Origin of the sequence: Mucisphaera sp., assembly GCF_965279675.1 — a bacterium.
Classification (GTDB): Bacteria; Planctomycetota; Phycisphaerae; order Phycisphaerales; family Phycisphaeraceae; genus Mucisphaera.
The window spans coordinates 1,965,237-1,988,112 of record NZ_CBDIIJ010000002.1; the positions used below are offsets into that span (position 1 = coordinate 1,965,237).

At 62.2% G+C, this 22,876-nt stretch carries 17 protein-coding genes; 10 read left to right on the top strand and 7 right to left on the bottom strand.

The genetic code is table 11. From position 1 onward, the window contains the following. Positions 1-148 precede the first annotated feature (148 nt). The gene (locus ACQZAB_RS08490; protein ID WP_428388882.1) at positions 149-1,660 is read left to right on the top strand and encodes an endo-1,4-beta-xylanase; all 1,512 of its coding nucleotides are present in this window, start codon (positions 149-151) and stop codon (positions 1,658-1,660) included. 21 nt (positions 1,661-1,681) lie between these two features. Here ACQZAB_RS08490 and ACQZAB_RS08495 read toward each other — a convergent pair whose 3' ends face one another. Continuing rightward, on the bottom strand, positions 1,682-2,905 hold the full coding sequence (locus ACQZAB_RS08495) for an exo-beta-N-acetylmuramidase NamZ family protein (RefSeq protein WP_428388884.1): 1,224 nt from the start codon (positions 2,903-2,905) through the stop codon (positions 1,682-1,684). A 45-nt stretch (positions 2,906-2,950) separates the two neighbouring features. Then, a complete protein-coding gene (locus ACQZAB_RS08500) occupies positions 2,951-4,387 on the bottom strand; it encodes an arabinose isomerase (RefSeq protein ID WP_428388886.1) in 1,437 nt (478 codons plus the stop codon). A 344-nt stretch (positions 4,388-4,731) separates the two neighbouring features. On the opposite strand from ACQZAB_RS08500, the gene ACQZAB_RS08505 reads away from it, so the two are divergent. Beyond that, complete coding sequence (locus ACQZAB_RS08505; RefSeq protein ID WP_428388888.1) at positions 4,732-5,880, top strand: PEP-CTERM sorting domain-containing protein; 1,149 nt, start codon at positions 4,732-4,734, stop codon at positions 5,878-5,880. A gap of 84 nt (positions 5,881-5,964) precedes the next feature. Here the strand turns inward: ACQZAB_RS08505 and ACQZAB_RS08510 are convergent, their stop codons facing one another. Together ACQZAB_RS08510 and ACQZAB_RS08515 are read right to left on the bottom strand one after the other, a co-directional pair. Further along, positions 5,965-6,504, bottom strand: a complete 540-nt coding sequence (locus ACQZAB_RS08510; protein WP_428390150.1) for a D-lyxose/D-mannose family sugar isomerase — start codon at positions 6,502-6,504, stop codon at positions 5,965-5,967. 39 nt (positions 6,505-6,543) lie between these two features. Further along, entirely contained in the window at positions 6,544-8,472 is a 1,929-nt protein-coding gene (locus tag ACQZAB_RS08515) for a hypothetical protein (RefSeq protein WP_428388890.1), read from the bottom strand. Between the two features lie 261 nt (positions 8,473-8,733). Between ACQZAB_RS08515 and ACQZAB_RS08520 the strand changes: the two genes are divergently transcribed. The 8 genes from ACQZAB_RS08520 to ACQZAB_RS08555 all read left to right on the top strand — a co-directional run bounded on the left by ACQZAB_RS08520 (position 8,734) and on the right by ACQZAB_RS08555 (position 19,702). Next, the gene (locus tag ACQZAB_RS08520) at positions 8,734-9,819 is read left to right on the top strand and encodes a substrate-binding domain-containing protein (protein WP_428388891.1); all 1,086 of its coding nucleotides are present in this window, start codon (positions 8,734-8,736) and stop codon (positions 9,817-9,819) included. 94 nt (positions 9,820-9,913) lie between these two features. Then, positions 9,914-10,660 (top strand): PEP-CTERM sorting domain-containing protein, encoded by a 747-nt coding sequence (locus ACQZAB_RS08525; protein ID WP_428388893.1) that lies wholly within the window; start codon positions 9,914-9,916, stop codon positions 10,658-10,660. Positions 10,661-10,745: 85 nt separating this feature from the next. Then, a complete protein-coding gene (locus ACQZAB_RS08530; protein ID WP_428388894.1) occupies positions 10,746-11,639 on the top strand; it encodes a type II secretion system protein in 894 nt (297 codons plus the stop codon). 44 nt (positions 11,640-11,683) lie between these two features. Continuing rightward, positions 11,684-13,513: a GH39 family glycosyl hydrolase gene (locus tag ACQZAB_RS08535; protein ID WP_428388896.1), complete on the top strand. Its 1,830-nt coding sequence runs from the start codon at positions 11,684-11,686 to the stop codon at positions 13,511-13,513. Continuing rightward, entirely contained in the window at positions 13,510-16,284 is a 2,775-nt protein-coding gene (locus tag ACQZAB_RS08540) for a glycoside hydrolase family 38 C-terminal domain-containing protein (RefSeq protein ID WP_428388899.1), read from the top strand. The genes ACQZAB_RS08535 and ACQZAB_RS08540 overlap by 4 nt, the downstream gene beginning before the upstream one ends. A gap of 5 nt (positions 16,285-16,289) precedes the next feature. Further along, positions 16,290-17,753 carry a dockerin type I domain-containing protein gene (locus ACQZAB_RS08545; RefSeq protein ID WP_428388901.1) on the top strand — a complete coding sequence of 488 codons (1,464 nt, stop codon included), beginning with the start codon at positions 16,290-16,292 and terminating at the stop codon, positions 17,751-17,753. Continuing rightward, the gene (locus ACQZAB_RS08550) at positions 17,746-18,882 is read left to right on the top strand and encodes a glycoside hydrolase family 172 protein (protein WP_428388903.1); all 1,137 of its coding nucleotides are present in this window, start codon (positions 17,746-17,748) and stop codon (positions 18,880-18,882) included. The genes ACQZAB_RS08545 and ACQZAB_RS08550 overlap by 8 nt, the downstream gene beginning before the upstream one ends. A gap of 22 nt (positions 18,883-18,904) precedes the next feature. After that, positions 18,905-19,702, top strand: coding sequence for a phytanoyl-CoA dioxygenase family protein (locus ACQZAB_RS08555; protein WP_428388905.1), 798 nt, complete (start codon positions 18,905-18,907; stop codon positions 19,700-19,702). Between the two features lie 18 nt (positions 19,703-19,720). Here ACQZAB_RS08555 and ACQZAB_RS08560 read toward each other — a convergent pair whose 3' ends face one another. Genes ACQZAB_RS08560 through ACQZAB_RS08570 form a run of 3 tightly spaced genes read right to left on the bottom strand, consistent with a single transcriptional unit; the run spans position 19,721 to position 22,867 of the window. Then, entirely contained in the window at positions 19,721-20,854 is a 1,134-nt protein-coding gene (locus ACQZAB_RS08560; protein WP_428388907.1) for a carbohydrate kinase family protein, read from the bottom strand. Continuing rightward, positions 20,838-22,025, bottom strand: a complete 1,188-nt coding sequence (locus ACQZAB_RS08565) for a Gfo/Idh/MocA family protein (protein WP_428388909.1) — start codon at positions 22,023-22,025, stop codon at positions 20,838-20,840. Before ACQZAB_RS08565 ends, ACQZAB_RS08560 begins: the two co-directional genes overlap by 17 nt. A gap of 2 nt (positions 22,026-22,027) precedes the next feature. Then, complete coding sequence (locus ACQZAB_RS08570) at positions 22,028-22,867, bottom strand: class I fructose-bisphosphate aldolase (RefSeq protein ID WP_428388911.1); 840 nt, start codon at positions 22,865-22,867, stop codon at positions 22,028-22,030. Positions 22,868-22,876 lie beyond the last annotated feature (9 nt).

Sequence of the window (22,876 nt, forward strand, 5' to 3'; positions counted from 1 at the left end):
GAACCACCGTCAAACACATCCTTCCCTCGCCAGCTACAGGTTCAGCCCCATCAAGCCCTTAGCGAAGCCCGCTTGCTCAGCCGCCCCCATCCGGCCATCATCCACGTATCCGGTCATATCGACCGACGGTTAGGAACCAGAAAACGACATGCTCAGGTTCGCCCTGCCAACCATCGCAGGCTTCGGCCCCGACTGGACCCCCCGAAACGCCCACAGCCTCGGGCCCGACGGACACCCCCTCCGTGCCAGCATCACCGTCGAGAATGGCGAGATCATCGTCGACCGCCGCGAAGTCATCGCTACCGCCCTCGGACTCCTCTATCCCGTCGACGAGCTGGGCGAACTCACCCTCCAGACCTGCCTGCTCCCCGACAGCGACCAGCCCTACCGCCTCAGCATCGAGCTCGCCCGCCACCGACTGATGGTGCTCTACACCCACCTCGAGGAATGGTCCATGTTCGACCTCCCCGAGCAGCACCCCGTCCATCGGAGAGCTATCGAGGCCCGCGAAGCCTTCATCCAGGCCCTCTGCAGCGCCAAGGAAGACCCCCACGTCGCCGACACCCACGCCAACGCCTCCCTCGTCGCATCGCTCGACGCCTCCGAAGAACTCGCCCTGGCCCACGCCGAACTCCTCCTCGACCGCCGCGTCCAGACCAGCAAGCTCCCCCCGCACATCCTTGGCCTTGGCGTCCCGCTCGATCACAACCACGAGAGCACCACCAAGCTGCTCCAGGGCGTCGGCTCACTGGTCGCCATCCAATCCCCATGGAACGCCCTGGCACCCGTCGAAGACGCCAACGCCTGGGACGCCCTGGACCGCTGGGCCGAATGGGCCAAGCAGGCCGGCACGCCCCTCGCCGCGGGACCCCTCATCAGCTTCGAGACCCACCACGTCCCCGACTGGGTCTACATCTGGGAGCACGACTACGAAACCCTCCGCGACCTCATCTACGACCATGTCGAACGCGTTGTCACCCGCTACAAAGACAGCATCTCGGTCTGGAACGTCGTCTCCGGACTCCACGTCAACCAGAACTTCCCGCTCTCCTTCGACCAGGTGATGGACATCACCCGCACCGCCACCCGGCTGGTCAAGCGACTCCAGCCCGCTGGCCGCGCCCTCATCGGTATCCGCCAGCCCTTTGGCGAGTATTACGCAGCCAACGTCCGCTCCATCCCCCCCGCCCTCTACGCCGACCTCGTCGTCCAGGCCGGCAACGCCTTCGACGGCTTCAGCCTCCAGATCCTCATGGGCCAGGCCCGCCCCGGCCAGTTCTGCCGCGACCTCATGCAGTTCGCCAACCTCATCGACCGCTTCGGCGCCTTCGGCAAACCCCTCCAGGTTGTCATAGGGGCCCCCAGCTCACCCGTCACCTCCGAAATGATCCACGAGCCCTCCTCCGACCTCCCCGCCGACGACCGCGCCGGCACCTGGCGACGCCCATGGAACGGAACCGTCCAGGGACACTGGCTCGAAGCCGTCACCCAAATCGCCGCCAGCCGACCCTTCGTCGAAACCGTTCTCTGGAAAGAAACCGTCGATCATCCCGACATGACCCTTCCCCTGTCAGGCCTTCTCTCCGAAACCCACGAACCCAAACCCGCCGCCGCCCGCCTCCTCGAACTCAAACAACGCTTCAAGCTCGGCAACAACTAGCAAGACGCAGGCCACTCACCGTCACCGATACATCAGATACCGCTCACGTACCGGCAGAAACGCCGCCAACTCTGCCTGCCACACGCCCGGAATCGTCTCCGGATCCACCGTCGTCATCAGCTCATCCATCGCCGCATCGTCCTGGATCATCCGCCGCACCGAATCAAGGTCGTAAGCCTCCGGGAAAAGCCGCTCGATTTCCCACGCGATCGTCATCCCCGCCGACACCGGCTCCAACGCCTCACGATCCATCACCATCACATACACCCCGCCGCACACCTGATCCTTGTAATGACGGACGGTTGGCGTAAACCGCATCGGCACAAACCGCAGCCCCGGAATCCGCCGCTCATTCAGCGCCGCCGCCAGCGCGACCCCATCGATAAACGGCGCCCCGAAATACTCGAATGGCTGATCCGTCCCGCGACCCACCGAAATCATCCGCCCCGACTCCAACAAACCAATCCCCGCATAAAGCGTCGCCTGCGTCAGATTCCTCATATTCGGGGACGGATTCGTCCACATCTGTCCCGTCTCATCAAACCACATCTCCCGACGCCAACCCTCCACCGGCACCACCGTCAGATCACAACCAATCCCGTACTCCGTGTTGAACAGCTTCGCCAACTCACCCGCCGTCATCCCATGCCGTAGCGGGATCGGTCCATACGCCGTAAACCCCTGATGCCGCTCATCCGCAATCGGCCCCGACACATCCACCCCGTTGATCGGATTCACCCGATCCAGCACCACCACCCGCACCCCGTGCTCCTTCGCCGCCTCCATGCACAAACCCATCGTCGAGATGTACGTATAGAAACGCGTCCCGATGTCCTGAATATCAAACACCAGCGTGTCCACACCCTCCAGCATGTTCGCCGTCGGGATCCGCGTCTCGCCATAAAGTGAATACACCCGTAAACCGGTATCCGGGTCCACCCCGTGATCCACCTTCTCATCCAGCTCGCCATACAGCCCGTGCTCAGGCGAGAACAGCTTCATCACGTCCACATTTGGTGCTTCATTCAGAAGCGTCACGATATGCTCACCCGCCCGGTTCAAACCCGTGTGATTCGTCACAATCGCCACCCGCTGACCCTCGAGCAGCTCAAACCCGTCCCGCTCCAGCACATCAATCCCATTTAACACAACAGGCGTCGTGACAACCTCGTCGTAGGTCACCTGTCCGATCGACTCACACCCAGCCAACACCATCACCAGCAACAACAGCACGACAGGTTTCATCACGTCATCACCTCATGCAGGTAAAAGTCCCGAACGCCCGCGAGTCTAACAAACCCGAATCACCTCCAGCCCCAGCAGCTTCCCGAGCTTGTCCAGCCGATCCCCCGCATGCCCCACGCCGATCGCGCAGTGATGCGCCGGACCCTGCTCGTTCCACGCCTCCACAAACGTCCGCGCCCCGCACGCAAACCGATACCGGCTGTTCGTGTTCCCGATCTCCAGAATCGGCCCCGGCACCGACGCCCCTTCCGCCACCAGCAACGCCAGCGTCCCATCCCGACGCTGCACCACCGACAGCAACGTCACCTCCCCATGCTTCACCGTCATCTCCACCGACAAACCACGACCCACCTTCCCGTGATACACCTCCAGAGGCCGCACCTTCGTCTTCCCCTCCGCAATCTTCAGGTGCCCCGGCCCGTCATGCCCCATCAGCACGATGTCATCCTCAAAGTCCATCGCGTAGTACTCCGTAAACGACCCCCCGATCCCGAAGCTGTCAAGGATCTTCATCGCCTGAGCATTCTTGATCTCATACTCACCCGCCACCGGCACACCCCGCGCCGTCAATAGCGACGTCCCCAGAATCACCGACGAAATCACATCCTCGTGCTCATGCCCCGGCACCGAATGATAGAAATAAGCCATCGACCCCAGCCGCCGCTCATCCACCAGCCGATCGAGCGCCACACTCGTCTTCGCCGCCCGCGCTAACTCTTCTTCCGCGCAGTCCGCCTGCACCTCAAACACCTCCCGGAAATGTGCCACCCGCTCAGCCGCCTCCGCATCACCCACCCCCTTGCGCAGCTCCGCCAACGCGTCCACCTCAACGATCTCGACATGCCCCCCGAACGCAGCCAGCTGCTGCGTCATATCCGAATAAATATCCAGCATTCCGTTGTAGTAATGCCCCATCACCCCCAGCCGGTTGTGCTCCATCTCATGCTTCACCCTCGCGGCACTCACCCAGTCCTCAAGCTCCTTCCAGCAGCCATCCGACGCATCCAGCACCCCCGTCACCTGATGAAACGAAACCCCCGCCCGATTGAACACATTCGCGATCTCCGGCACAGGACACGCCCCACACGAAGCCAGCCACGTCCCCGTCATCGTCGTCCGATCCCCCAGCCGATTGAAGCTCGCATAGTCAATCGCTTTCTCCGGCTGCACGTTCAGCACAATCACCGGCACCCCCGCGCGACGAACCACCGGCAGCACCGTCGACGACAACGCATAGGTCGTCACATGCAGCACGATCAGATCTACATCTTCCCGCCGAAACGCATGACCCGCCTCGAACGCCTTCTCCACCGTGTCCACCAGCCCCAGATTCACCACCTCCACGCCGGGCGAAGCCAGCCGCTCCGCCGTCACCCCCAGGTACCCCTCCAACCGGTCCTTCAACCCCGCAAACTGCGACCAGTAAGCCTCCAGTCCAATCCCGAACAACCCAATGCGAACAGAACCGCCTTGTGCAGACATCGCCATTCCTCAATAAGAACCATCAGGCACGCCAGGCCAGAAACAATCAGGAGCTAGGTGCAACATACCGCAGCATCAGAAGGGGGGTCACACCACCGCGTGGACCCATCGGAAACCGCATCTAGATTTTCAGGTGCGCACTCCAAAGCGGGGGTATGACCGGGAGTCGAAGCCAGAAATGACGAATATATGCATGCATAAATACAATATTAACCATATTTTATACCAATTACAGGATGAGCCCAAGATTGTCTGGGAGTTTGGCCATCATTCAGGTACACTTCCTTCCAGAAGACTTTTTGGCTCTCTCGATTCGATTCGGACGCATGTGAGGAGATGAAGTGATGATGCGATACGCAACCTTGCTGGCCTGCGGCCTGGCGATCACCGCACCCGCAACGGCTCAGATCACCACCAGTTCAACCTTCGACACCGATACCTTCGCCTTCGACAGCCTCCTGCTCGACGACGACCTCGTCGCCGGCAAACTCGCCACCGAACTCCCCGAAGACCAGGGCTGGCACCCCGCCAATGCCGCATCCATCTTCGGCTCCACCTGGCCCTCCGGGCTCCCCGCCTTCACCGATGGCATCAACGGACTCGCCACCGACGGAACCTACGGACTCCTCAACGACTTCCCCGGCGAAGGCACACCCACCAAGGCCATCCAGTTCGACCTCGATGAACCCTCGAACATCACCAACATCAACATCCTCTCAGGCAACAATAACAACGCCGACGGACGCATCTTCACCACCACCGTCATCCGCTACTCCACCGACAACGCCGCCAGCTTCACCGAACTCGGCTACTTCGAGTCCGCCGATCTTGGATCACTCAACAACGAGTCAGGCGACCCAGGCACCAACGCCTTCAAAGCCCTCTTCTTCGAGATCTTCGACGCCAACAACGGCAACCTCGCCTCAGGCGTCACCAATCTCCAGTTCGACTTCTACGCCGTCGATAACACCGGCGGCCAGTACCGCGATCCCTTCGAAGGCGTCAACCCCTTCACAGGGATCGACGACGGCCTGAGCTTCGCCTTTGTCTCGCCCCTCGTCCTCGAGATCGATGTCATCGGTGCACCAGGCACCGCCATACCCAACGACCTCAACGGCGACGGACTCGTCAACGCCGACGACGTCGACTTCATCGCCGCTGGCTTCGGCGGCACAGACTCCGCCCGAGACGTCGACGGCTCCGGCACCGTCGATCAGGACGACGTCGTCGAATACGTCACCGTCGACCTAGGTACCTTCCTGGGCGACGCCAACCTCGACCAGGCCGTCGATCTCATCGACCTCAGTGCCCTCGCCACCAACTTCGGCAGCAACGCCGGATGGGCCGGCGGTGACTTCAGCAGCGATGGCCTCGTCGACCTCATCGACCTCTCAACCCTCGCCACCAACTTCGGTAACGCCAACCCCGTGCCTGAACCCATGAGCGCCCTCCTGCTGGGCCTCGGCCTCCTCGCCTCCGCCAGGCGTCGCTAAGCACCCAACCGAGTGCTCATGGTTCCAGAGCGGGCCCTTCCGGGTCCGCTTTTTTTCAGTCATCCGCAATCTTCAGAGCTGGACCTACTCAACGCGCCGAATACGCGGATCCGTAAACACATCCAACTCATCTCGACTTGTGCTCGAAAACTCCGTCACCACCGCGCCGGTCGGTCCCCCCTGAAACCAATGCAGCGTGTTTGGCGGGATCGTGTACTGATCTCCCGGATGCAGCACAATCTCGTGAAACACCGTGTAGTACGACTCGCTGCCCGCCGGCACCCGAGCCTTGATTTCCCCGCGATCCCCCTCACCCTCCACGTACAGATACACAACTCCCGACCGACACCGGAACGTCTCCATCTTCCCGGGGTCCGTCCGCCCATCCTCCAAGGGGACAGGCGGATGCCGATGCTCCGGACACGTCTGATGCGGCAGCAACACCAACTCCTTCCCGCAATAACGATCCGTGTTGGCATACACCACCAACGCCAACCCCTCCTTCGCAAAATCATCCAACCCGAAACCCGCTAGCTCGATCTCGTCCAGCTCCTTCGCCGTCAGAACAATCCCCGCATCTCGCATCCGGTGAATCGCCTGCTCACGAGCCCGTTCGGGAGTCATTGCGTCTGACACGTCGGTCTCCTTCGATCCATGAACCAGCTAAGAACGTGATTCCGGTTTCAGATGATTCGCCGCCAGCAACGCCCGCGTCACATCTCCCTGAATCTTAACCGCTGGCCGATCAACGCCCTGATTGGCATGATGCCGACGGATCAGCGACATGAAAGCCTTTGGACTCACAAACCGCAGACGATCAGCCGCGTCACCACGCTTCAGATGCTCAATCAGCTCAGCCAGCCACCCAGGCGACTTCAACACACTCCGAAACACAAGAAACTGCGTCCCTCCCTCCGCAAGATGGGACATCACAGACTCCGCCGCCACGGCCGGAGGACCATCAAGGTCGGCTGTCATCCTCGCATAAGGCATCTGCCCTTCGTGCACGCCATGCTCGGGCAGATGGCGATGCGCGATCACCCCGCCCCGCGAGAAGCGGGCATAAGCAGCCAACCCCCGCTCGCCGATCCCCGGCGCCCGCCCCTCAATGATGAACCCCGTGATGCTCAGGTCGTAACGCTCATAAAAGCGCCGGCAGTGCTCGCACCATACGTCGTAACCATCACCGATCCCCGACTCACGCAGAGCCCCCTCCAGCATCGCTGGGCTGACATACCCGGCCCCCGAATCGCCCGCCACAAAGTAATCCCGCGACGTCGCCATGACCCGGGCATAGTGCATCGCGTGCGGGGCCCGCTGGTCAAGATTCGGGTTGAACGCCCAGCACAAATCCACCGAACCACGTGCCGGATCCCTAAATAGCCTCGGGAGTTCCTGATTCAGCCACGCCGACGCGTCATAATCCCCCATGTAGAAAAGCACATAAGCCCGCTCCGCGACCCCGCCCCCAGCATCCTCCACGACCCCGGATTCATCAGCCACCACCCCATTCACCTCAACCTGCGGGTAATGATCCCGCAAGGGAAAATGCTGGTAAAACGAAGCATTCGACATCCCCGCCAGCGAGATCGCATCCGCATCCAGATAGGCGTTATACGAACTCAATATCTTGATGAGCTCCCACTCGCTCTGGACACCATGATGAGCCGAACCCGCCCCCGGCTCACTCGAATACTTCCAGGCCCAGGGCGTAAACCCACCCACCTGCAGCATCTCCCGCCCCCGAGCCCCATGCAGACCCCTCAGTAGCCCCTTCAACGTCATCAGATCAAGCCCCGCCGGCTGATCCGGCTCATCCACCGATGATTCATCCCCCCACGCGTTCAGGTCCAGAATCATCGCACGATGCCCAATGAAATAATCATGGTTGACCAGCGTGCAGTTCTGAAGCGGCTGAATCCCCGGTCGCTCCAACCAATAGCTATCGATGTAGTAACCCAGCTTCGAAACACTCATCCGCCCCGTCGCCATATAACGTGCAGCCAGCCACCGATAGGCATTGTTCTTTGTGCTCGTTGTCGCCTCATACCCACCACGCTCCTCCGCCCGCTCCCAGATCGGCCGCCCGCCCTCATCCACCAGATCGATCCGGTCCTCGAACAACACTGGCAGACGTGCTTCGAGCCTCTCCGCCAGATCACCAGCATCCCCCGACAAAAACACCGGCAGCCTCTCCTCCACACCCGCAATCGTCGACGCCACATTCGACGCCGCATAAGGCCGCGCCCGATACGTCACCACACCCCCAAGCTCATCCCGGAAGTGTTCCACCGCATCCTCAACACGAGTTAGCTTCACCGCCTCACTGCTATGCAGCCATCCATCTGGCTCGTGAAACCAGTCCCACCAGAAATCATCCACCTCAGGCAGAAACCGGATAAACAGCCGCGGCCCCCGCCGATTCACCAGACCCTGCAACCCCGCCGCCGCATGAAGCATCCCCCACGCCTCCCTCGCAGATGCCGGTCGTTCCAGGTCAACCCGCTGCAGCCATTGCAGGTCAAGCAGCACCACACCCGCCCGCTTGTCCCCATGACTCAGGGGTTCTTCTGAAACGACATGCGGGGTCATCAGCCATCCAATCGCTCTTACGAGCCACGAAACAGAAACGAGTCAGCCGAAATACGGTTCAGATACGGTCTGAGAAGGGTAAAAAAACAGCGGCTGAAACTACCTAAAGCAGCATAACCCAGTAAAACAACGCCTACAAGACAAAAAACCCGGAGAATTCAATCGCGAAAAAGTCTTGACGCAGTTGCGCACTCGCAGTACGCTTCAAAACAGGTAAGCAGAATCTCGGCCGTTTCACGCGATTCACCAAGGCTCACACGAATGTCCATCACGCCCGCCAACCGAGCCGTCATGGAAATCACCAACGAGCTCCGTACGTTCGCCAAGAGCATGCCCAAAGGCAGCCAGCTGCCCTCCACGCGTGACCTCATGAAACGCTACCGCGTCGGCCAGGCCTCCGTCCAGCAGGCCATGGAATCCCTCGAACAGGAAGGCCTCCTCGTCCGACGCATCGGCAAAGGAACCTTTGTCGCCACCCAGGAACCCATGACGACCACCCGAACCATCATGATCCTGAGAAGCGATTACCCCAGCCGACGCGGCGACCGCATCACCCGCGAACTCCAGAACACCCTCAGCAAAGCCGGCGACCAGTCCCTCGTCATCACCTACTCAAGCATGACCACCGTCGTCGGCATGCTCAAAGGCGCCGCACGACCCGACGCCATCATCCTCCAGCCCATGACGCCAAGCGTCCCCCTCGACGTCATCTGGAACCTCCTGCGCATGAGCGACACCCTCGTTGTCGATCACCCCGTCGATGGCGTCAACCTCGACTCCATCGGCATCGACTGGCGCGACGGCCTCACCACCGCCGTCCGACACCTCCAGGACCTCGGCCACCACCGCATCGCACTCGCCTCAGGAGAACCCGCCCAGGCCTGGGACCAGCTCGCAAGACACTTCCAGCTCATCGAAGGCCTCGCCGCACCCGATGGCGACAGCCTCCACGGCACCGTGGTCACCGCCAAAACCGAGCAGGGGGGCTCCGCCGCCCGCGGCATGCGCGAAGCCACGGCGCAGCTCATCAATGACAACAACGGCAAGCTGCCCTTCACCGCCATGATTATCAGCAGCTACGCCAGCGCTGTCGGCGCTATCGACGCCCTCCACGAACACGGCATCAATGTGCCAACCGACCTCAGCATCGTCGTCCTCGATAACCCCGACCTCGGACAGGACCCCGACCACGTACCCCTCACCATGGTCGGCTGCAGCAGCGCCACCCACGCCGAGGCGCTCATCGAACTCGCCAACAAACGCATCGATGGCGACAGCAGCCAGCACGGCTGCGTCTGGCAGACCCCTGACCTCGTGACCCGCGCTAGCACACAGCAACTGACCTAGTTTCTCGAGCCGCCGCAGCGTAGCGCCGGCTCACGCCTTGGTTTCAAACGTATCTGGCATGTCTTATTCACCACAGAGGATTGAGGAGAAAATCATGAAACACGCAGCACTCACCCTGGCCGCCACGGCCCTCACCACCGGCTCAGCGATGGCCGCCGTCACCAGCACGACGACCTTCGACGCCAACGCCTTCGGCTTCGAAGCCCTGCTCAGCAACACCGACATCATCGCAGGGCAGGTCGGCGTCGAACTGCCGGACAACGGCTGGCACCCCGCCACACCGGGCGAACCCGCTCGCCTCATCCAACTCACCGACGGCACAACCGGCGGCGGCCTCAACGGCCTGCTTAACGACTTCCCAGGCGTCGGCGTCCCCACCAAACGTGTGGTCTATGACGCGGGCGGTCAAGACATCGCCGGCATCAACATCCTCTCCGGCAACGAAGGCGGAGACGGCCGCATCTTCAACACCGTCGCCATCTACACCGACGGCAACCTCCTCGGCTACTTCGAGTCCGGCCTCCTCGGCACACTCAACCCCGACCCAACCGCTGGACCCAGCCGCGCAGCCTTCATGCAGATCTTCGACGACGCCTCCAACACCCTCGCCGCTGGCGTCAACGAACTGCAATTCGATTTCTACGCCGTCGACAACACCGGCGGCCAGTACCGCGACCCCTTCGACGGCGTCAATCCCTTCACCAGCATCGACGACGGCCTCTCAGCCGCCTTTGTCTCGCCCCTGATCTGGGAAATCGACGTCCTCGCCGTCCCCGAACCCGCCTCCATCGCCCTACTGGGCCTTGGCGGGCTCGCCCTCGCCGCACGCCGACGCGCCTGATCCAACACCACCACCCGGTCCGGCTCAGCGGCCGAACCGGGCCTTGAACGCAGCACAATAAAAGCCTCCCCAAGTGAGCTATCCAATGCGCGCAAACAAGCTGGCCACCAAAGGCTTCACCCTGATCGAACTGCTGGTCGTCATCTCGATCATCGCTCTCCTCATCGGCATCCTCCTCCCCGCCCTCGGAGCAGCACGAGCAACAGCAAGATCCATGAGCTGCCTCAGCCTGCTCAGGCAGTACGGCATGGCCAATCAGATGTACGCCGTCGATTTCGATGGATACCACGTCCCACTGCAGAATCCCGGGCATCGAATCGCCAATGGCGAACCAAGGTGGACGCAGAATGACGAGTGGTTCCTCAATGGCGAGTACCTCTCCTACATCTCCAAACAGGATGCAGCAGGTAACTTCGACGGTTTCAGCGACCCCGCATTCCTGTGCCCCAACGCCGAATCGGCACTCGAAGAACAGGACATCCAGTTCTCCTACGGCATGGTCAACGATGGGGCCGCCACCTACGCCATCACCCTGACCGGGCTCGAACCCAACATCAGCCTCCACAGCCAACGCATGATGACCTCCCCCACCCAGGGCATGATGATGATGGACGGCCTCGACTGGCATCTCGAAGGCTATAAAGCGCTAGGCGTCGGTTTCTCCAAAGCCAATCCCGATAACGGATGGAACGAACACAAGGAGCTTGCCTACAGCGACCTTGGCAGTGGATTAGGGCAGCTTAGCTATGGCGTCGTCGCCTACCGGCACCCATCCGAAAGCGCCAACGTCGCCTTCTTCGACGGACACGCCTCTAACCGCAACGTGAACCAGCTCTGGCAGGACGGCCACACCGGTGGCAACGGCGAACCAACATCCGACGCCGACATCTTCATGTACGAAACCTGGCTCGGTCACTATGCCAACCCCAACTGGTGGAACCCCGGCACGCTTCCTCAGGACCTCTACCCCACCCGATGACCGCCGGACCCAGGCAAAAGATCTTCCATAGGAATCTATCTCCCATGCTCGGACTTCGTTCACGTCTTGGCCTGCTGATGATGGCCTGCCTCCTGAGCCTCACGCCATCCCTCCTCGCCAGCGCCCCCACCCACCTCCTCATCGACTTCACCAACCCCACCGCCAAGGTCAACCGCGCCATCTTCGGCATAGAAGGCCATCCCAAGGTCTTTATGGTCGCCCAGCAGAACCCTCACGTCATGGAGGCCTTCCTCCGACTCAACCCCTCCGGCACCGTCGCCCGCATGGAAACCTGGATCGGCTTCCTCGAACCCGAAAACGACAACGACGACCCCTACACCTACAACTGGGACCGCCTCTACCCCGACAAGATGATCCGCTTCATCGAGGACCGACCCGCCTTCGAGAACTGGCTCCGCGAGATCGACGTCGAACTCATGCCCCTGCTCTGCTACAGCACCGAATGGCTCCAATCAGGCAACGAAGACGACCAGATCAGCGACAAACACGAATGGGCCGAGTTCGCCGCCGCCGCCATGCACTCATGGAACGCCGATGGCGACGACCTCCGCGCACGCTACGCCGAAGTCTGGAACGAACCCAACATGCCCATGTTCGGCATGGGCAAGCGCGAGGCCTACTTCGAGCTCTTCAACATCGCCGCCGAAAGACTCCGCGCCGAAGACCCCACGCTCATGGTCGGCGGGCCAGCCCTCACACCCGCCCACTGGGCCGAACCCATGGAGTGGTACGCCGACTTCATCGAAAATTGCGGGCACAACGCCGACTTCGTCATCCACCACATCTACCACGGCTCCGATGTCACCGCCGACGACGAGGTCCAGCAGATCATCGAAATGACCGACCAGTTTCGCGCCGTCCCCGGCCGCGAACACGGCAAGATGGCCCTCACCGAAATCGATGCCTGGTACGCCGGATGGCCCAAGTTCCAGTACCTCATGCAGCGACACTTCGGCTACATGTCCATCGCCGACCGCATCCTCTCCGTCCACCACTTCACCACCCTCGCCTACAACGAGCACGGAACCTACACCTTCGGCGTCATGACCGAACAAGGCGCGCCCATGCTCGGCACCTACTGGCCCTTCTGGATCGTCCGCAACATCGACGGCCTCCTCGTCAACACCATCAAGCGAGGCGACGCCGGCCAACTCGACGCCATGGGCTCCACACACACCAGCGAGCAAGGCCACAGCAACCTCGCCACCGTGATCTACAACCGCACCGAACAACGCGTCACCACCCCCATCACGCTCGTCTTCGAACCCACCGACCACGACCGCTGGCTCCGCATCGACGAAACCACCAGCACCTTCCAGGGCGTCCGCGAACTCATCAAAGTCCCCGCCGGCGAGCAACAACTCACCCTCAACCGAACCATCCAACCCCAGACCGCCGCCGCCATGACCCTTCTCACCCCCGGCGACCGCCATTACCAATTCGCCGACCTCAACGACCAGGAAGCACCCGCCGTCGAACTCTCAGCAACCACCGACCAGATCACCCCCGATCAGGATTTCACCCTCACCGCCCGTGTCGTCAACACCACCGACCAGCCCATCTCCGGCAAGCTCAGCCTCATCGACCTCCCCGAAGGCTGGCAGGCCACCAGCACCACCATCGACACCGGCCTACTCGCCACCGGAGCCGCCGCATCTTTCGACATCACCATCACCGCCTCAAACAAACCTCAACCCCTATCCCGCATGACCGTCGGGGCCACCAGCACCATCCCCCACCTCAACCAGGCCATCGCCCCCGTCGCCCAGTTTGTCGATGAAGCCGGCGCTTCAAAAACGTCCCTCCCAGTCGATATCGTCTACGTCGATCACCAGGAGACAGAAGCGCCATGAGCACCATCGATCGACCCGACACACACACCGCCAAAGACCCGCAGGCCACCACCACCCGACAGGCCCACTACGTCCTCTCTACGCACTGGGACCGCGAGTGGTACCAGCCCTTCCAGCTCTACCGCTACCGCCTCGTCCAACTGATGGACCGCATCCTCGACGGCATCGCTTCAGGCGAACTCCGCGGCCCCTTCCAGACCGACGGCCAGGCCATCATCCTCGACGACTACCTCGAAATCCGACCCGAACGACGCGCCGACATCGAAACCCTCGCCCAATCCGGCAAACTCGTCATCGGACCCTGGTACGTCCTCCCCGATGAGTTCCTCGTCACCGGCGAATCGATCATCCGGAACATCGCCCTCGGACGACAGATCGCCCGCGACTACGGCGGCACACCCTCCAGCGCCGGCTTCGTCTGCGACCTCTTCGGACACATCTCCCAACTCCCGCAGATCCTCGCCGGCTTCGGCGTCAAAGGCGGCTTCCTCTGGCGCGGAACCAACGACGTCCACACCCGACATCTCAACTGGATCGGTGCCGACGGCACCAAACTTCCCTGCTACCGCTTCGGCATCCGCGGCTACTGCGACTACGCCTCCCGCGTCCGCGGCGCCTCCGATTTCGATACCACCTACACCCCCGAACAGCTCGATGAACGCCTCAACAGCTACCTCCAGGAAGAAGCAACAAAGTCCGCCGTCGATCCCATCCTCGTCTTCGATGGCGGCGACCACATGGAATGGGACCGAGACGCCTATACAGCCCTCGCTCACCGCATGGACGATCCCATCCCAGGTATCGAGATCGTCCACAGCTCACTCGACGGCTACCTCGACGCCATGCTCGCCGAGGCCGACCAGATCACCGAAACCCTCCACGGCGAACTCCGCGAGCCCGGCAAGGAACTCATGGAGACCGACGAACAGTGGGTCATCCCAGGCGTCGCCTCCAGCCGAGTCTGGATCAAGCAGGCCAACGCCCACTGCCACGCCCTCCTCACCCAATGGGCCGAACCCCTCTCTCTCTTCACCCACCTCACCCTCGGCACCCAAGGCGACGAAGGCTTCCTCAACACCGCCTGGAAATGGCTCCTCAAAAACCACCCCCACGACTCCATAGGCGGCTGCTCCGTCGACCTCGTCCACGAGGACATGAAGTTCCGCTTCAGCCAGACCCGGCAAATCGGCGAGGAACTCACCGAACGCGCTATCAATCGCATCACCGCCTCGGTCGAAGGGCCCATCGAGGACAACCAGGTCCGCATCGGCGTCTTCAACCCAACCCCCCGCAAACACACCGGCCCGATCAAGTTCGACATCGAAGTCCCCACCGACTGGCCACGCTTCAACGAGTTCTTCTTCTTCGAAGAAAAACCCGCCTTCCGCCTCTACGGACCCGACGGCACAGAAGTCCCCTACCAGCGACTCGCCCAGGACATGGACCGACGCAGAAAACGCCTCGCCACCACCGCCTTCCCCGCCGAAAGACAAGTCAACGTCATCACCGTCATCGCCGATCTCGAGATCCCAGGCATGGGATACACCACCCTCACCGCGGTGCGCGCGGAGAAGACGCACCACCACACCCGGCATCCCGAAAAACCCGGGCTGGCGGTGTCATCCCATGCCCTCGAGAACGGCAAACTCCGCGTCGAAGTCGAACCCGGAGGACGACTCACCCTCACCGACAAACAGACCGGCCGAACCTATCCACACCTCCTCACCTTCGAAGACGCCGCCGACATAGGCGACGGCTGGTACCACGGACAGGCCCTCCGCGATCAGGTCTTCTCCTCCGCCGCCGCAGGACAAACCGATGTCGCCATCGTCGCCGACCTCGCCAGCTACGCCGCCATCCGAGTCCGCACCACCATGCACCTCCCCGAAGCATTCGACTTCAACCGCATGCGCCGCGTCGAATCCTTCAAGCCCCTCACCATCGACTCCCTCATCGAACTCTATCGCGACGCCGACCACCTCAACATCACCACAACCATCGACAACCAGATCAAAGACCACCGCCTCCGCGTCCTCTTCCCCTCCGGCTGCCAATCCGCGAACACTTACCTCGCCGACACAGCCTTCGACGTCGTCGAACGAGACATCCCCCTCCGCAAAGACAACCACCTCTACCGCGAACTCGAAATCGAAACACGACCTCAGCAATCCTGGACCGCCGTCCACGACGATACCGGCGGCCTCGCCGTCATCACCCTGGGACTCCTCGAAACCGCCGTCCGCGACCAACCCGATCGACCCATCGCCCTCACCCTCTCACGCTCAACCCGACGAACCGTCCTGACCAATAGCGAACCCGAAGGCCAAATCCAGGGACCGCTCACCTTCAACTACCGACTCACCCCACTCAACGGCAAACCCGACACCTCCAGACTCTTCGACCTCGCCGAAGACCTCCACGCCGGCAAGAAAACCACGGTCGTCATGCCCGCCGACCGCCGCCACCACCTCGACGGCATGCCCGAACCCAACCAGCCCGCCACTTCTGGACTCCTCGAAGTCGATGGCAAGGCCAAACTCACCGCCGCTCGCAAGATCAACAACGCCATCGAACTCCGACTCTTCAACCCAACCGATGCCAGCATCAACAGCACCCTCAGCCTGCCACGCCTCGGCCCCGCCTGGAAACAGGCCCACCCTGTCGATTTCGAAGGCCACCCGGTCGATAACCCCATCCCCGTCAGCAACGGCACCATCGACATCACCATTGAACCCAGGAAAATCCTGACCCTCCACCTCAAACAGGAATGACCACGATGTTCCGTCACCTGTCCATCACGATCGCCGCAGTCCTCCTGATCGCAGCGCCCGCCGCCGCGCAGGACAAACTCTACGGCGTCCACTGGTGGGACTACGACGGCAACACCGCAGGGCCCGGCACCACCGGCGGCCTCGCCGTCGAAACCATCATCACCCACTCCGCGCCCTGGTGGTCAGCCAACTACTTCCTCCCCCTCTACCAGCAGGCAACCACCCAGCACAACGCCACCTTCGTCACACGCATCGACTACAACTGGGGTGAAACCGTCCCCAGCCCCAACTCGCTCGCCGCCGCCGACTGGGCCACCGCCGTCCTCGACGCCGTCAACACCCTCGGCGACCACGCCAACATCTGGGTCATCGGCAACGAGCCCAACGTCACCTCCGAAGGCAACAACTGGCCCGACCAACGCATCCAGCCCGCCGACTACGCCTCCATCTACACCACCGTCCGCACCGCCATCAAAGCCCAGCGACCCGACGACCTCGTCCTCCTCGCACCCCCAAGCCCCGGACCGGCAGGTGGGATCCGCTGGATGTCCGGCAACGACTACCTCGCCCAAACCATCGACGCCGTCATCGGCCGAAGAGGCGGAGCCATCGACGGCTTTGCCCTCCACGCCTACGGCAACCCCTTCACCTCGAACCCCACCACCGCCGCCGCCGGCTTCCAGGCCAGCTACATCGAACAGCTCAACATTATCGACAACAAAGGCTTCCAAGACGCCCCCGTCTGGATCACCGAGTGGGCACGCTCCACCTCAACCACAGGCGATCTCGCCGCAAATGAAGCTGTCACCGCCCAGTTCATCACCCAGGCACTCGCCGATCTCCACGACTGGAACCAGACACCCGGCAACCACAACATCGTCTCCACCGCATGGTTCGTGAACCAGGGCTACGGCGGCTGGGACGAGTTCGCCCTCGAATGGTGGGCCACCCGTGGCAACCCCGCCGGCGACCCCAACGACATGCTGACCGCCATGCTCAACAGCGCCCAATACCCCGCCGGCCTCTACGGCACACGACCCAACCCCTTCCCAGGCGACCTCAACGCCGACGGCCTCACCGACCACCTAGACATCAATCTCCTCTTCGCCAATCTCGGCAACCCCGCCTACGACGTCGACGGCAACAACACCGCCGACTTCGCCGATGTCGCCCACCTCATCCGTGAACTCATCGGCACCGAGTTTGGCGACATCAACCTCGACCAGGCCGTCGACCTCATCGACCTCTCCATCCTCGCCACCAATTTCAACACCACCGGCATCGGCTGGCAGCGCGGCGACTTCAACGGCGACACCCAGGTCAACCTCAACGACCTCTCCGTCCTCGCCACCTACTTCGGCTTCAACGCAAACCCGGCCATCCCCACACCCGCCACCGCCACACTCATCGCCACACTCGTGCCCGTCGCCAGAAACCGTCAACCCAAGGACACCCCACACCATGCCTGAGTTCGACGGCCTCTTCTGCGACATGGGGAACATCCACCGCCTGTCCAAAGCGCAGACACGATCCATCAGCGCCGAAAACCCCACCGGCGCTAAAGCCCAGGGCGGCAGAGCCACCGAAGGCATCAGCCAGGAGCGCGCCACCGACCTCGGCCGCGGCTGGAAAATCAACCCCGCCATCGAGATCCAACCCGGAAACACCGCCGAGATCGCCGACATCGACGGCCCCGGCGCCCTCCAGCACCTCTGGATGACGCCCACCGGCCACTGGCGCTTCCTCATCCTCCGCATCTACTGGGACAACCAGGACCAACCCTCCGTCGAATGCCCGATGGGTGACTTCTTCGCCTGCGGATGGGGCTCCTACGCCCAGGTCTCATCCATCCCCGTCACCGTCAACCCCGGCAGCGCCCTCAACTGCTACTGGCCCATGCCCTTCCGCAAACACTGCCGCATCACCGTCGAGAACGTCGGCACCCAACCCGCCTATCTCTACTACCAGATCGACTACGCCCTCAACCACGTCCCCGAAGACGCCGCCTACTTCCACGCCCAATTCCGACGCGCCAACCCACAACCCTACGGCAAAGTCTTCACCATCCTCGAAGGCATCAAAGGACATGGACACTACGTCGGCACCTACATGGCCTGGGGCGTCAACAACCGCGGCTGGTGGGGCGAAGGCGAGATCAAGTTCTACATCGACGGCGACCTCGCACCCGATCAATCCGTCGATAACGACGTCGCCGAACACGGCGGCTCCGCCTTCCCAACCATCTGCGGAACCGGTACCGAAGACTACTTCCTCGGCTCCTACAACTTCGAAAACCCCCACACCAGGCAGTATCAGGAATACACCACCCCCTACGCCGGCATGCCCCAGGTCATCCGACCCGATGGCGTCTACGAATCCCAGCAACGCTTCGGACTCTACCGCTGGCACATCCCCGACCCCATCCGCTTCCATCAGGACCTCACCGTCACCATCCAGGCCCTCGGCTGGCGAAAACGAGAGCCCATCCACTACCTCCCCCTCCAGGACGACATCGCCTCCGTCGCCTACTGGTACCAGTCACTACCCACGCCAACCTTCCCGACACTCCCGCACCGCGACCAGCTCGAAGTGGTCTAGCCCAGCTACAAAGAGATAGAACATGAACACCACCACACTCACCGTCGCCGACCAGTACGCCCAGCAGGGCTTCTACATCGCCACCGATCCCGTCATCTCACCAGAGCTTGTCCAGGCCGCCGAACAAGGCATGGAAAGAGTCCGCCAGGGCGAGTACCGCACCGGACAACCTCCCTTCGACTCCCCATGGAAGCCAGGCGACGACGACACCAAACTCTGCAAGATCGAGATGCCCAACCTCGCCGACCCCGACATCCAACAAGCCATCGCCAGCCCGCAACTAGGCGAGCTCGCCGCACGACTCACCGGCGCAAAGATGGTCCAGGTCTGGTGGGTCCAACTTCTCCACAAACCCTCCGTCGATCCCAACAAAGCGGGGGGCCCCGCCGTCGGCTGGCACCAGGACGCCCAGTACTGGCCCGAATGGACCGACGACTCCGAACTCTTCACCGCATGGCTCGCCATCTCCGACGTCACGCCCGAAGCCGGACCCATGGCCTTCGTCCCCGGATCACACCACGCCGGACTCTTCGAAGGCGGCGACTTCTTCTCCTCCGACCTCGACCAGCTCAAAAAGAACATCCAACTCCCACCAGGCGTCGCATGGGAAGAAGTCCCCTCCATCCTCAAGCCGGGCGGGGTCTCCTTCCACCACCGCCACACCCTCCACGGCTCGGGCATCAATACCTCAGACAGCCCCCGTAAATCCTTCGCCATCCACCTCCGCACCGAAAAATCTACCCTCACCGACCACCCCCGCGTCCTCACTCAATACATCGACGACGAAGAAAAGTGCCCCGTCATCTACGGCAAACGCTGACACAACAAAAGCCTCAACTCATCCCGCCGACATCACCGGCCCGTCACCCACCACACGCCACCCCGGCAGCGCAAGACGCACCGGATGACTCGCCCACCCACGCTCAATCCGCCGCTCAACCTCCGCCCAAGCTGGCACCGCGCTCACCGCGTCCGCTGACGCCACACTCGCCGCCCCCACACCGACCGCCGAACGAATCGCCAGCTCAGGCCCTTCGCCCCGCAGCAGCGCCGCTAGCAAACCCGCGATCGTGCAATCGCCAGCGCCCGTCGTCCCCACCACCTCGGTTTGATAGCACGGCACATACAACCGACGCCCCACCCACGCATCCACAGCCAAACCAAGCACCTTCACCACACGATCCAAGCGCCCCACATCATCACCCGTCCGCAGGTACAGCCCCTCATCGCCCAGCTTGATCGCCACGATCCCCGCCCTCATCGCAAGCAGACGCTCACCCACCCGATCCAACGCCTCGATCGTCAACGCCGGCACCTCCCCGTCCAGCATCGTGCACACCTCGTCATAACTCGGCACAAACAGATCAACCTCAGGCAGCACCCGAGCCAGCCAGCCCCGCCAATCCACCCGCCCCGTCTCCGAAGCCGGGTCAATCGCCGCCATGTCCAGCGACGTCACCAGCCCCTCGCCATGCGCACGCTCAAAGATCCCCCGCATCGCCTCACCCCCATCCACCTGCAGGTTCCGCATCAGAGGCGGGTAACCAAAATGCAGCAGCCGCGCACCCCTTAGCGACCCAGCCGGCACATCCTCAAGCCCGAACGTCGCATTGGCCCCCGGACAGTGAAGGAAATAACGATCCACGCCAGGCGGGCTGATCACCACCGTATAACTCGTCGTCTCACCCGCCACCCGACGCATCCGCTCCGCTAGCGAAGCCTCATAACCCTCAAGAATCGCAACCACCTCACCCGCAAACGTATCCTCCCCCAGCTTCCCGAGCAGGGCCGTCGCCACCCCCAGACGATGCAGCGCCAGCCCCGTATTCGCCACCGCACCCCCCGTCGACATCAACGCCGGACCCACCTCCGTCAACGCACCCGGCACCAGCGCCCCATCGCCATGCGTGAACGCCGGGATGATGTCCAGACAGATATGCCCCGCCACCACGACCTCAGCCGCCTTCGCCATCGGGCCCACCTTTCACCGAATCAACCGTCACCGTCCGACCCGTCGCTTCCGACGCAAGAGCCGCCGTAAACAAATCATGCGATGCCGCAGCCTCCTCCGGACGCGCACACGTAAACGGCTGCATCATCCCCTCACGACCATGCACCAACTCATCGCAGAACGCAGCCCACATCTGCAGAATCGAATCCGAGAACCCAAACTCAAAGATCCCACCCGTGATCGTCGGATAAGCCGACTTGTAAGCCGTATCCACCACGTGCCACGCCTGCTCACCTCCCGACACATAAGGCAGCGACCGCAGACACTTCGGGTCCTTCGTCGAAAACGCCGCAGAAAACGCCGTCCCATTGATCCGAATAAACCACGTGTTCGCATGACCCGGCGCAATCCGCTTCGTCGAAAGCACCATCGGCACCGCCTCACCGGCATGCTCGAACGTCGTCGCCAGGATCGCGTTGTCCCACGTCTCGCACGCCACCAGCTCACCCTCAGCCCCAGGCCGCTCCCGCATCACATTCGCCAGCAACGCCCGCACCTCCCCCGGCCGCCACCCATACCGAAGCGGCAAATGCAGAACATGCATCCCCAGATCACCCATGCACCCATAAGCCCCGTTGCTCGCAATCATCCGCTTCCAGTTGATCGCCTTATTAGGATCCAGATCCGAGGAGTGCCAGAACCCCGCCTCCACATCAATCAGCTTCCCGAACCGACCCTCCTCCACCCACCGCGTAATCTGATAAGCCCCGGGAAAAAAAGGAAACTCCGAAGAGCACCGCACCAGCACATCCGGGTGCTCCTCAATCACCGCCATGATCTTCCGATTCGCCTCCCGATCAATCCCAAACGGCTTCTCGCCCAGCAGATGCTTCCCCGCACGAACAATGTCCATGTACAGCCGCTCGTGCAGATGATGAGGCACCGCGCAGTAAACCGCATCGATCTCCGGATCATCCAGCAGCACCCGATAGTCCGCTAGCGCCTTCTTCACCGTCGGCACGTGCGCTTCAAACCAGCCCGTCGCCGCCGGATTCGGATCACAAACCGCCGTGATCATCGGCACGAAATCAACCTCACCGAGATGACACCACCGCCCAACCGCCGAGGCGAACTCTCGCCCCATCAGCCCACACCCAATCACACCAAAACGAATCTCTCGCTTCGCGCCCATGCTCAGCTTCCCTTCACCAAGTGAATCGCGTCAGCAGCAGACATCCCCTCATGCACCACCGCCATCAGCGCCCGCGTGATACCCGCCGGCCGCTCATGCTGGATCACATTCCGCCCGTAAACAATCCCCCGTGCACCCGTCTTCATCAGCCGCTCGGTCCGCTCGAGAATCACCTCGTCCGACACCTTCCCGCCCCCACGCACCAGCACCGGGATCTCACCCGCCGTCTCAATGATCTGCGGATAATCGCTCGGATCATCCGTCGGGTCCGCTTTGATGATGTCCGCCCCCAACTCCACCGCCTGACGAACCAACGGCAGGATCTTCTCCGGATCACCATCCACCATGTACCCGCCCGCCTTCTCGTTCGCCTGGAACACCAGGGGCTCAATCATCAGAGGCATCGCCGCCTCATCCGTCATCGGCTTGAGCTTCAGGATGTTCTGGATGCACTGATCCGTCACCTCCGGCTGCTCCGGAATCTGAAACAGATTGACCACCACACACGCCGCATCCAACCGCACCGCCTGCTTCACCGGCTCCTCAATCATCCGACTGAACAACGCCCGAGGCAGCTTCTTCCCATACACATTCGCCACATCCGTCCGCAGCACCAGCGACGGCTTCTGACGACCCGGCAGCCGCTGCAGCATCCCCGCCTGACCCACCGTCAACTGAATCGCGTCAGGTGACGCATCCACCAACGTCTCGATCGCCCTCCCGATGCTCTCCAAACCACCCCGAATAAAACCGAGCTCATTGAAAAAACCATGGTCGATGGCCACGTCAAAACAGCAACCCGACACCGCGTTGAACAACCGCTTGATCCGATAGTCTTTCATCGATACACC